The organism is Arthrobacter alpinus (assembly GCF_900105965.1).
Classification (GTDB): domain Bacteria; phylum Actinomycetota; class Actinomycetes; order Actinomycetales; family Micrococcaceae; genus Specibacter; species Specibacter alpinus.
Map to the genome: position 1 here is coordinate 3,479,723 of NZ_FNTV01000001.1, position 10,648 is coordinate 3,490,370.

The window sequence follows — 10,648 nt, forward strand, 5'->3', positions numbered from 1 at the left end:
TGCGAAATTTCAGTATTCTTGCCAATTTCGACTTGTATACTCAAGTCATGAAATTGGCTAGGCATGAACAACTAAGAGACGAGTTTCTGCACAGGATCAACTCCGGGAGCTGGCCTGAGGGCTCGGCCGTTCCGTCGGAAGCGGCCCTCAGTGCGGAGTTTGGTGCCTCACGTGGACCTGTCCGTCAAGCATTGGCAGCATTGCGGTCCGACGGGATTATCTCTGGGGGCCGAGGCAAGCCACCTGTTGTCCGTTCGGCTGTTGTTTCGCAGTCCGTGGAGACCTTCATGTCTTTCACTGAGTGGGCGGAATCCCTTGGCAAGGTGCCAGGACAAAAAACCCAGGAGATTGCCCGCCGGGCAGCTGGGGCCCTGGCCGCCGCGCAATTGGGACTACAGCCACAGGATCCTGTTGTAACGCTCTTGCGGTTGCGTTCCCTCGACGGCGAACCCGCCATGGTTGAGCGTTCCTACTTTGTGCCGTTGGCAGGGCAGCCACTTTTTGACTTTGATACGGACTCCGGTTCAACGTTCCGCCATCTACTCGGCGCCGGTGTGGATCTGCACAGCGCCAGGCACACCATTGACGCCATAGCCGCCGAGGCGCAAGACGCCGAACTTCTGGGGATTGTCGTAGGTTCTCCCTTGTTGCGTGAGCGTCGCGTGACATTTTCCAGCACTGGGGAACCGCTGGAGTACGCCGATGACAGGTACCGGCCCGAACTTGCCAACTTCATGATCAGCAACACCCTGCATGGACGGGCGCCCGTAGCCCGCGTGCAGGGCACAACCACACCCTAAGGAAAACACCATGATTGAACTTGCCGTCTTTGATATGGCCGGAACCACCGTCGATGACCACGGCATTGTCTACATTGCCCTGAAAGATGCCGTTGAGGAAACAGGGGCAACCGTAGCCACTGCCGATCTGCAGGAATGGATGGGGGCCGACAAGATTAGTGCGATCACTGCATTGATGCGCCTCGGAAACCAGAAACCCACAGAGCAGCGGGTGGCCGCCGCATTTGTTCGATTCCGCGAGATCCTGGCTGAACGCTATGCCGCAACGCCACCTGTGGCCCTGCCCGGCGTCGAGGAAGCCATGGCCATATTGCGTGGTCGGGGCATCAAGGTTGCCCTGACTACCGGCTTTGACGACGCCGTGGCCTACCCTCTGCTGGAATCTTTGCGGTGGGCGGTGGGCGCGGGTACGGGCACTACCGTCGATGCAGTTGTAACCACAAGCGACGTTGTAGCCGGCCGCCCGGCCCCCTTCATGATTCACAGGGCCATGGAGAAAACCGGTGTGCACAATGTCCGCAAGGTGCTCGCTGCCGGCGATACGGTAGTGGATGTGCAGGCTGGGCGCAATGCCGGCGGAATCTCCGTGGGTGTCCTGACGGGGAAATTGAGTGCCAAAGAACTTGCCGCGCATTCGCACGACTACATCCTTGCGGGGGTTGTGGATATCCCGGAACTGGCTGAGACACAGTCAGCCTAGCCAGCCAGCCAGCCAGCCAGCCAGTCAGCCTAGCTAGCCAGCCAGCCGGGCACCGTGCACAAGTTGCCCAAATTGTGGACGTAGCAATTAATCTCTTTCTGCTTTGTGGATCAAGAGTTGGAAGGTTTCATCTACAGTGGTTTCAACCCCCTTTCGGCCCACTTTCGTAAAGAGCGTCCTCCACTATGAATAAGCAAGCGGTCCGTGCTGCGACCATTGCCACCTTTGCCGTTTTCGCTATCAATGGATTCGTGTTTGCCAGTTGGGCCGCACGCATTCCGGCGGTCACCCGCATTCTGGAGCTGACATCGGGTGAAATGGGGCTGCTCCTACTGACCATTGCCGCGGGATCTGTCATTGCCCTCCCGATGGCGGGCTCTGTTGTGGGCAGGATCGGAACGGCAAACACTATTCGGACCGGCGGTTTCAGCGCTGCTTTTGGTGGAATGATTGTGGCGATCGCTTTGTCCCAGCACAGCGTCCCGCTGACGGGTGTTGGCCTATTCTTCTTCGGCATTGGGATCGGCCTCTGGGACGTGGCCCAGAACATTGAGGGTGCCGACGTCGAACGGCACCTTGGCCGGACTATCATGCCGCAATTCCATGGCGGATTCAGCGGCGGTGCGTTGATCGGTGCCCTCGTGGGCGCTGGACTTTCGGCGATGAATGTCAGCATGTCCGCGCACCTGTTCGCGATCGTGATCGGTGTCAGCATTTCCATGATCTTTGTGCCGAGGTACTTCTTGCCGGAGACACCAGCGAGCGGCAGCCACCAGACGCATATCACCACGGCGCTAAAGGGCCGCAGTGCGTGGACCGAAAAACGCACGCTCCTTGTGGGATTGGTTGTGCTCGGTGCCGCCCTGACCGAGGGGTCCGCCAATGACTGGATCGCCAAGGCAACCGTTGACGGCCTGGGTGCAACGGAATCTGGCGGCGCCATAATGTTCGCGGTATTTGTGGCTGCCATGACCCTGTTCAGGTTCTTCGGCGGCGGATTCGTGGACAAATTTGGCCGCGTTCCGGTGCTTTACGGCAGCCTGGGCTCGTCCCTGGTGGGATTGGTCTTGTTCGTCATGGCGCCGAATGTCTTCCTGGCGGGTGTGGGCGCTGTCTTCTGGGGCGCCGGCTCTGCCATGGGGTTCCCCATGGGAATGTCTGCGGCCGCGGACGATCCGAGCCGGGCCGCAGCACGCGTCTCCGTTGTCTCAACAGTGGGCTATGTGGCGTTTCTGGCCGGGCCGCCGCTTCTCGGCTTCCTCGGCGACCACGTCACGATCAGATGGGCACTGTTGGCCATCGCCGTCGCCATTGTGGCTTCCATCCTGACGGCTCCCGCCGCCAAGCCCTTGCCTGCCAGCGAGTTTCAGGATGCCCAATCTCACTAGGCAACTTACGGAGCCGCGCTGGTGAACCCTTGTGTCAAGAATTCTTGGGGTCCAGTGAGTGAGCGTTTCGAGTTTGACGCCCATTGGTGATGCGGCGGCGGGAAGTGTAGAACGCGGTCCAGATCAGTAGTGTGAGGCCTATGCCTAGAAGTGCTCCGGCGATGGTGTCACTGATCCAGTGCGCCCCAAGGTAGGTGCGGCTGTAGATCATGGCGGCACTGAGTATGGACCCGCTCACCCACATCCACAGCCGTCCAAGTATCAGCGCGGTCACGAGCATCGCTGTCACCGTACCGCTTACATGCCCCGACGGGTACGAACCGGAATCGACCGCTACCAGCCTGTCTTCGGGCCGGGGCCGGGCCACCAGGAACTTAATCAGGTGGGTGAGTCCCAGAGCCGCCAAATTAGCGGTCGCCAAGAACAATGCGATCCGCCGGTGCCGTCGCAACAGCACCAAGAAAACCGCGGAACAGTAGATGACCATGCCGGAGTTGCCAACAAAGTTCAGCACGCGGTTGACGTCCGTGAGCCACGGCGTGCGGGAGGCCAACATGGTGCGGTACCAGGCGTCGTCGACCCCTTGAAACGGCGGGTTGTTACCGGTCAACCAGAGGATCGCCGCCCCGCCAAGCAGCAACGCCAGCGCAGGTAGTGAGACCCACAAGAGGCGCCCGCGCGAGAATTTCACGGGGCGCAAGACAGTGCCAACGGAGGTGCTGAGAAGATTGCTTTGCGATGGCATCAAGCCAGTCTAGAGCTAGTCCCTGAGGACAGCCTCCGGACCCGCATCATCCGTTCGGACTACCCTGACTGAACCCTGAATCATCCCTGAGACAGACGAATTCGCCGCCAACCTTGCGTACGGTGGTAATAGACACGAAAAACCGGGCCATCAGGCCCTGGAGATCATCCAAAGGGGATGTCCATGATTGAGGCAGTAAATCTCGCCAAGCACTACGGTGCCAAGACGGCTGTTGGTGGTGTCACATTCACGGTCAAGCCGGGAATGGTGACCGGATTTCTGGGGCCAAACGGCGCCGGCAAGTCCACCACCATGCGCATGATCATGGGGCTCGACAAGCCCTCGGCCGGAACAGTGACGGTCAACGGCAAGCCGTATGTCAAGCATCACGACCCGCTGCACCAGGTGGGTGCTTTGCTCGACGCCAAGGCCGTGCACACTTCGCGCAGCGCCTACAACCACTTGCTCGCCATGGCGGCCACGCACAACATCCCCACCAAGCGCGTCAACGAGGTCATCGACATGACCGGCCTTGCCGCTGTGGCCAAGAAGAAGGCCGGTGGATTCTCGCTCGGCATGGGGCAGCGTCTTGGCATTGCCTCGGCGCTGTTGGGCGATCCTCAGACCCTGATCCTGGATGAGCCGGTCAACGGTCTTGACCCCGAAGGCGTGCTCTGGGTCCGCAACCTGGCCAAGCACTTGGCCAGCCAGGGCAAAACAGTTTTCCTGTCTTCCCACTTGATGAGCGAAATGGCGCAGACCGCCGACCACCTCATTGTGATTGGCCGCGGACGGATCATCGCCGACGCCCCGATCGACCAAATTATCGCCGGTGCCCAGCAGGCAAAGGTCCGTGTGCGGACCTCCGAGGTGACTCGTCTGAGCCAGCTCCTTGGCAGCAGCGGGGTCAAGGTTGAATGCAACGAGAACGAGACTCTTGAGGTTTCCGGGCTCGATGCCCGCCAAATCGCTGCGGTGGCCATGGACAACCGGGTGCTGGTATACGAACTGACCCCGCTGACAAGTTCACTGGAGGACGCCTACTTCAATCTCACCAAGGACGCTGTGGAATACCACTCCCAAGATTTCAACACCAACGAACCGGTTGCCGCCGCCGCGAAGGGACTCTAACCATGAGTACGACGACGATTTCCTCACCCCAGCGCTCGGCCCGGGGCTCGCTCACCTTTGCAGGTGTGCTGCGCAGCGAATGGATCAAGTTCCGCTCCTTGCGTTCCACTCGCCTTCTGCTGATCTTTACATTTGTGGCAGTGGTCGGTGTTGGCGCCATGACCGCCTGGGTACAGGGCATGACCCTTCAAGGGATCATGAAGAGCGGCATGGGAATGGGAATGCCGGGCGCACCGGCCGAGCCGATGACCTTAAGCCAAGCCACCGAGGCCATGGGCGTAAACCTTTACGCAATTCCCAACGCCGGCCTGCAGATCGGCATTTTGATCCTCGGCGCCCTGGCCGTTCTGTTGATTTCCTCCGAATTTGGCACGGGCATGATCCGCTCCACCATGACCGCCGTACCCAAGCGGCTGCCGGCATTCTTTGCCAAGGCCGTGGTGCTGGTTGTTGTCTCATACGTGCTGACCCTGCTGGCCGCCGTGGCCACGACCCTCATCGCCATGCCAATCTTCAGCGCCTACGGGATCGATATTTCCTTCGGCCTTGACGGAGTGGCCTATTCCCTCCTCATGGGCGGACTGTATGTAGCAGGTGTGGCCCTGATCGGGTTGTCCCTGGGCACGCTGCTGCGCAGCTCGGCTGGCGGCATCATTGTGCTGGTCGTGGTCTTCTTCCTGCTCGACCTGGGTACCCAGCTGATGAGCATGATGCCCGGTGAATTCTGGAAGTACCTCAACCAGTACGTTCCCAGCGTGGCCGGTGGGCGCATGCTGGAGATCAATGACAAGGTAGCGTTCATCAGCCCCTTCGCTGGCGGCATGATCTTCCTGGGCTGGATCCTGCTCTTCATGATCCCTGCCGTTATCTCCCTCAAGACTCGTGACGTCTAAGTACAGCTGGGAGTCCTGACTTTTCAGTCGGGAATCTAAGCTCGAACTTATGCGCACATTTGACCAGGCGGGGGACGCGGAACGAACGGCCGCGAACCCCGCCGACATACCCTCCGTAGAGCGGCGGGCCGCAGAATTTACGGCCCGCCGCCGCGGCATTCTCAGGCGATACTTCCACCGTCACCCCCGCATCATGGATCTGGTGGTGGTGGCCGCGTACCTGCTGGCAGGTTCCGGGGTTTTTCTCAACGGCAACTTCCAAAGCAACCTGGCCGAACACGTGGTCATTGTCCTGGCCTCCGCCACGGTGCTCATGTTCCGGCGGGACAAGCCACTGGCTGTGCTGGTGATCGTTTCAGTTTTCGAAATACTCAACATCGCGGTGGTACCAACAGCCAGCAACATGGGCGTCAGCATTTGGTTCGCTCTCTACGCCGTCGCCATTCGGTACCGGACCGTAGTCAGCTTTGCGCTGGCGGTGGTGTCCGCAATACCGCTGGCCTTCTACATGTTGTTCCTTTACCAATACCCTGCCGAATTCTTGACCGACAATGGTCCCAGCGCCGCAGCAAGTACAGTCATTTCCTCGGTCGTGATTTTGCTGGCAAACATCATCTCGGCTGGCATTGGCGCCTCTGTCCGGCGCAGCCGCACACATGAAGCGGAACTGCGCCAGTGGGCGGTCCGAAACTCGCAATTGGCCTCGGTGGCCGAACGCAACAGGATTGCCCGAGAAATGCACGATGTCGTGGCCCACTCACTCACCGTCATGGTGGCACTGTCCGATGGTGCCGCCGTCGTGGTTAAGAAGGACCCTGCCAAGGCGGCAGAGGTGCTGGATCAACTCTCCCAAACCGGACGTACGGCACTGGCGGATATGCGCCGAGTCTTAGGAGTTTTGCGGGAGGGCGCTGGACCAAACCGTTCCCCGCAACCGGATCATGCGGACATGGGAGCCTTGATTGAAGGTTTCCGGCAAGCGGGCCTGCCGATCACTTTTTCTCAGTCGGGGCCGCCCGTGCCCGATGACCCCGCTCTGGCCCTGACCGTGTACCGGATTGTCCAGGAGTCGCTGACCAATGTACTCCGTTACGGCACGGCGGTCTCCCGTGTTCAGGTCAGCGTTGTGAACAGGTTGTCCGAGGGGGAACTTTCTGTGCGTGTTTCCGACGACGGGCATGGCACCTTGAATGAATCGATCGGCACCGGCCGTGGCATTGTGGGGATGCGGGAACGTGCCGGTATCTTTGCCGGAACAGTCGACGCCGGACCCGTTCCCCGCGGTGGGTGGACCGTGGAAGCGGTTCTGCATCCGGCTGAAGGCCCTTAACCAATGGAGGAAGCAGTGGAAGAGACAGTTGCAACGGGCGCTCCGTCCATCAGGGTTTTGCTGGTGGACGATCAGCCCCTGTTGCGGATGGGCTTCCGGTTGATCCTTGAGGGCGAGGACGATCTTGAGGTTGTTGGCGAGGCCTCGAACGGGGTTGAAGCCCTGGCCGAAGTGGACAGGCTGCGACCCGATGTTGTGTTGATGGATGTCCGCATGCCACTCATGGACGGGATCGAGGCGACCGGCAAGATAAGTTCCTCGGACTCCCAGGCCAGGATCATCATTCTGACAACCTTTGACCTGGACGAGTATGCGTTTGCCGGCCTCCAGGCCGGTGCCAGCGCCTTCCTGCTCAAGGACGTGGCGCCACAGGATTTGGTCCAGGCCGTGAGGTTGGTGGCCAGCGGAGACGCCGTGGTGGCTCCGCGTGTCACCCAAAGGCTTCTGGAGAATTTTGTGCGCAGCGGGCACCCCCGTCCTGTGCATCCGGTTGATCCGTTGCTCGAGGACCTCACCCCGCGTGAACTTGAAGTTGCCCAAAGCATTGCCCAAGGCCTCTCCAATGCGGAGATTGCCCACTCCTTGTTTCTTTCAGAAGCCACCGTCAAGACGCACGTGCGGCGGATCCTGACAAAGCTGCATTTACGGGACCGGGTGCAGGTTGTGGTCTATGCCTATGAAACGGGCATGGTGGTCCCGAGCAATCCGGACTACTAAGCCCCTGTCCGATTAGCTAGTTCTTGGCGAAATTATTGCGGTTTTTAGTCTTTCCAAAAGGCATCCCTTGTAGCCTCTTATGTAGCAAGTTCTTACGGCATGGGGGATGTCGGTTAGTTTGTTGCCCTCTGCGTCTGGCGGATCTTGAGTCCAAGAAACACCTTCATAGAGAGCAGAACTAGTTATGAACACTTCCATGACATCCCGGCTGGCGGCGGAGTTCCTCGGCACCGCCGTGCTGGTCTTTGGCGGCTGTGGCAGCGCCATTTTCTCCGCTCAGGTTCTTGCCGGCAGCGACGGCAACGTTGTTAACATGGGCATCGGTTTCCTTGGTGTCGCGCTGGCCTTCGGCCTGACCGTCCTTGTTATGGTCTACGCCGTGGGCCACATTTCCGGCGGCCACTTCAACCCGGCTGTCACTCTCGGTGCAGCCATTGCAGGCCGCGTTGAATGGAAGGCCGTCCCGGCCTACATGGTCACCCAAATTGTCGGCGCCTCCGTTGCGGCCCTGGGCCTTTTCGCCATCGCCAGCGGCAGGGACGGCTTTGACGCGGTTACCTCCGGCTTTGCTTCCAATGGCTACGGAGTCCGTTCACCCAATGGCTACACCATGATCTCCGCCCTACTGGCCGAGATCATCCTGACCGCCATCTTCCTGTACGTCATCCTGGGCGCCACGGACAAGCGCGCACCCAAGGGGTTTGCCGGTCTCTCGATCGGCCTCACCCTGACGTTGATCCACCTCGTGTCCATCCCGATCACGAACACCTCCGTTAACCCGGCACGTTCCATCGGCGTGGCCTGGTTCGCGGGCCCCGAAGCGCTCGGCCAGGTGTGGTTGTTCATTGTTGCCCCGCTCATCGGAGCAGCCATTGCTGGCCTGAGTTACCAGAGCCTCTTCGGCGACAAGAACGTGGCCGTGACGGAAGCTGCCGCAACCGAGGTTGTCGCATCGAAATAGTGGCCAGCGGTCGGCATCGGCCGCTTCATGATTGAATCGATGTATGACTTCTGCTGAACACATCCTGGACCTTCGAGACTTTATTGAGGCATCGCCGTCAAGCTTTCACGCGGCGCAAGCGGCCGGAGAAAGGCTGGCGGCGGCGGGGTTCACACAGCTGGCGGAGGAGGAGCACTGGCCTGTTCATGGCAAGTTCTTCATGATTCGAGACGGGGCCATCATCGCCTGGGTTGTGCCGAAACAGGTCACCGCCACTACGGCCTTCAACATTCTGGGGTCACACACGGATTCGCCGTCGTTCAAGCTCAAGCCCAAGCCCACCACGGGACGCTTCGGGTGGCTGCAGGCCGGGGTGGAGGTTTACGGGGGGCCGCTGATCAACTCCTGGCTGGACCGTGAACTGCAGTTCGCCGGCCGTTTGGTGGATCTGGACGGCACCGAAACGCTGGTGGCCACCGGCCCGCTGCTGCGTTTCCCGCAGTTGGCCATCCACCTGGATCGCAGCACCAATGATGGCCTGAAGCTGGATAAGCAGCAGCATATGAACCCCATTTGGGGTCAGGGCAAGCCCGCGGATGAGGACCTGTTGGGTCTGCTGGCCGAACGGGCTGGTGTTGACGCAAAGACGATTGGTGGCTTCGACATAGTTGTGGCCGACACCGCCCCGGGCCAGGTATTTGGTGCGAAAAATGAGTTCTTTGCGGCTGGCCGCATGGACAACCTCACCTCGGTGCATGCAGGCCTGGTGGCGTTGATCGCCGCTGCGGACCCTGTTGAAGCCGGTGGAGACCAGGCGATTCCGGTACTGGCCGCCTTTGACCATGAAGAAATTGGTTCCGGCTCCCGCTCGGGCGCGTGCGGACCCATTCTGGAAGATGTCTTGACCCGGGTGTCGGATGGTTTGGGTGCTTCGGTGAGTGAACGTCGTCGTGCTTTTGCGAACTCGGTGTGCATCTCTGCTGACGCCGGCCACGCGGTCCACCCCAACTATTCCGAACGCCACGACCCGGCGAACCTGCCGGTGCTCAATGGCGGCCCGCTGCTGAAGATTAACGCCAACCAGCGCTACGCAACTGACGGTGTGGGTGCGGCGCTGTGGGCCAAGCTCTGCGCCACAGCGGGTGCGCCGTACCAAGAATTTGTCTCCAACAACAATGTCCCGTGTGGTTCAACGATTGGCCCGCTCACTGCCACGCGTCTGGGCATCCGGACCCTGGATGTGGGCACGCCACTGCTGTCCATGCACTCGGCTCGGGAGCTGTGCGGCGTCAACGATCCGTACTATCTGGCCCGGATCACGCAGGCGTTCTTTTCTTCTGCGGTCTAGTTGCTAGGCGGCGAGGCTGACAACAAGGTTAATCGTGGTGGCCAGAATGCCTGTGCCAAAGACGAATGCCAACAAGCTGTGCCGCAGTACTGCCGAGCGCATGGCCCGCGTGGTGATGTTGGTGTCGGAGACCTGATAGGTCATTCCAACGCTGAACGCCATGTAGGCAATGTCTGTGTACTGCGGCGGCGCGTCCTGGTTGAACTCGATGCCGCCGGGTTCCTCGCTATAGTAAATCTCCGTATAGCGCAGCGTGAACAAGGTATGGACCATGAGCCAGGACATGGCCGTGCAGCTCAGCGCCAGCAGCGCCAACAGGAAACGCCCGGTTCCGCTCACGCCTGTACTGCCCACCATGACAAGCACGACGGCGGCCAGCGAACCTAGCGCCGCCAACAAGATCAGCAGGTCAGAAATGCGGCGCCCGGGATCCTCCGCCACGGCGTGGGTGGCAGTACGTTCGGCATCCATGGGAATGATCTGCAGCCACACCGAGGCGTTGTACACGAGCGCGGCCGATGCCCAGCCGACGGCCGGGGCATAAATCCAAGCTCCCAGTACACCTGTCAGAACAGCCGCGAGGGCACCGCACGCAATCATGGCCAGTATGCGCAGCCGCCGGTGCCGGGCCCGCGGTGAAGGTGCAGGGTTCATGG

Annotated in this window: 11 protein-coding genes; 9 read left to right on the forward strand and 2 right to left on the reverse strand. The window is 60.4% G+C overall.

Translation table 11 applies throughout. The features are described 5' to 3' along the window. Positions 1 to 47: 47 nt before the first annotated feature. The 3 genes from BLV41_RS15860 (at position 48) to BLV41_RS15870 (ending at position 2,888) form a co-directional block, all read left to right on the forward strand. A complete protein-coding gene (locus tag BLV41_RS15860) occupies positions 48 to 800 on the forward strand; it encodes a GntR family transcriptional regulator (RefSeq protein ID WP_074712435.1) in 753 nt (250 codons plus the stop codon). A 10-nt stretch (positions 801 to 810) separates the two neighbouring features. Beyond that, positions 811 to 1,500: a phosphonatase-like hydrolase gene (locus BLV41_RS15865; RefSeq protein ID WP_074712436.1), complete on the forward strand. Its 690-nt coding sequence runs from the start codon at positions 811 to 813 to the stop codon at positions 1,498 to 1,500. A gap of 185 nt (positions 1,501 to 1,685) precedes the next feature. Beyond that, complete coding sequence (locus BLV41_RS15870; protein ID WP_074712437.1) at positions 1,686 to 2,888, forward strand: MFS transporter; 1,203 nt, start codon at positions 1,686 to 1,688, stop codon at positions 2,886 to 2,888. Between the two features lie 34 nt (positions 2,889 to 2,922). Here the strand turns inward: BLV41_RS15870 and BLV41_RS15875 are convergent, their stop codons facing one another. Continuing rightward, positions 2,923 to 3,633: a phosphatase PAP2 family protein gene (locus BLV41_RS15875; protein WP_074712438.1), complete on the reverse strand. Its 711-nt coding sequence runs from the start codon at positions 3,631 to 3,633 to the stop codon at positions 2,923 to 2,925. A 183-nt stretch (positions 3,634 to 3,816) separates the two neighbouring features. On the opposite strand from BLV41_RS15875, the gene BLV41_RS15880 reads away from it, so the two are divergent. From BLV41_RS15880 to BLV41_RS15905, 6 genes are all read left to right on the forward strand, one after another. Beyond that, on the forward strand, positions 3,817 to 4,764 hold the full coding sequence (locus BLV41_RS15880) for an ABC transporter ATP-binding protein (RefSeq protein ID WP_074713383.1): 948 nt from the start codon (positions 3,817 to 3,819) through the stop codon (positions 4,762 to 4,764). 2 nt (positions 4,765 to 4,766) lie between these two features. After that, complete coding sequence (locus BLV41_RS15885) at positions 4,767 to 5,657, forward strand: ABC transporter permease (protein ID WP_074712439.1); 891 nt, start codon at positions 4,767 to 4,769, stop codon at positions 5,655 to 5,657. 49 nt (positions 5,658 to 5,706) lie between these two features. Then, positions 5,707 to 6,987 carry a sensor histidine kinase gene (locus tag BLV41_RS15890; protein ID WP_244516938.1) on the forward strand — a complete coding sequence of 427 codons (1,281 nt, stop codon included), beginning with the start codon at positions 5,707 to 5,709 and terminating at the stop codon, positions 6,985 to 6,987. Between the two features lie 3 nt (positions 6,988 to 6,990). Further along, positions 6,991 to 7,704, forward strand: coding sequence for a response regulator (locus BLV41_RS15895; RefSeq protein WP_074712440.1), 714 nt, complete (start codon positions 6,991 to 6,993; stop codon positions 7,702 to 7,704). Positions 7,705 to 7,900: 196 nt separating this feature from the next. Further along, positions 7,901 to 8,665: an aquaporin Z gene (gene aqpZ, locus BLV41_RS15900; protein ID WP_074712441.1), complete on the forward strand. Its 765-nt coding sequence runs from the start codon at positions 7,901 to 7,903 to the stop codon at positions 8,663 to 8,665. Between the two features lie 43 nt (positions 8,666 to 8,708). Continuing rightward, positions 8,709 to 9,992: a M18 family aminopeptidase gene (locus BLV41_RS15905; protein ID WP_074712442.1), complete on the forward strand. Its 1,284-nt coding sequence runs from the start codon at positions 8,709 to 8,711 to the stop codon at positions 9,990 to 9,992. 3 nt (positions 9,993 to 9,995) lie between these two features. Here BLV41_RS15905 and BLV41_RS15910 read toward each other — a convergent pair whose 3' ends face one another. After that, complete coding sequence (locus BLV41_RS15910) at positions 9,996 to 10,646, reverse strand: DUF1345 domain-containing protein (protein WP_074712443.1); 651 nt, start codon at positions 10,644 to 10,646, stop codon at positions 9,996 to 9,998. Positions 10,647 to 10,648 lie beyond the last annotated feature (2 nt).

Bases quoted from the DNA above. Each gene is read 5' to 3' on its own strand.
- BLV41_RS15860 (WP_074712435.1), top strand. From the start codon at position 48: ATGAAATTGGCTAGGCATGAACAACTAAGAGACGAGTTTCTGCACAGG.
- BLV41_RS15865 (WP_074712436.1), top strand. From the start codon at position 811: ATGATTGAACTTGCCGTCTTTGATATGGCCGGAACCACCGTCGATGAC.
- BLV41_RS15870 (WP_074712437.1), top strand. From the start codon at position 1,686: ATGAATAAGCAAGCGGTCCGTGCTGCGACCATTGCCACCTTTGCCGTT.
- BLV41_RS15875 (WP_074712438.1), bottom strand. From the start codon at position 3,633: ATGCCATCGCAAAGCAATCTTCTCAGCACCTCCGTTGGCACTGTCTTG.
- BLV41_RS15880 (WP_074713383.1), top strand. From the start codon at position 3,817: ATGATTGAGGCAGTAAATCTCGCCAAGCACTACGGTGCCAAGACGGCT.
- BLV41_RS15885 (WP_074712439.1), top strand. From the start codon at position 4,767: ATGAGTACGACGACGATTTCCTCACCCCAGCGCTCGGCCCGGGGCTCG.
- BLV41_RS15890 (WP_244516938.1), top strand. From the start codon at position 5,707: ATGCGCACATTTGACCAGGCGGGGGACGCGGAACGAACGGCCGCGAAC.
- BLV41_RS15895 (WP_074712440.1), top strand. From the start codon at position 6,991: ATGGAGGAAGCAGTGGAAGAGACAGTTGCAACGGGCGCTCCGTCCATC.
- aqpZ (WP_074712441.1), top strand. From the start codon at position 7,901: ATGACATCCCGGCTGGCGGCGGAGTTCCTCGGCACCGCCGTGCTGGTC.
- BLV41_RS15905 (WP_074712442.1), top strand. From the start codon at position 8,709: ATGACTTCTGCTGAACACATCCTGGACCTTCGAGACTTTATTGAGGCA.
- BLV41_RS15910 (WP_074712443.1), bottom strand. From the start codon at position 10,646: ATGAACCCTGCACCTTCACCGCGGGCCCGGCACCGGCGGCTGCGCATA.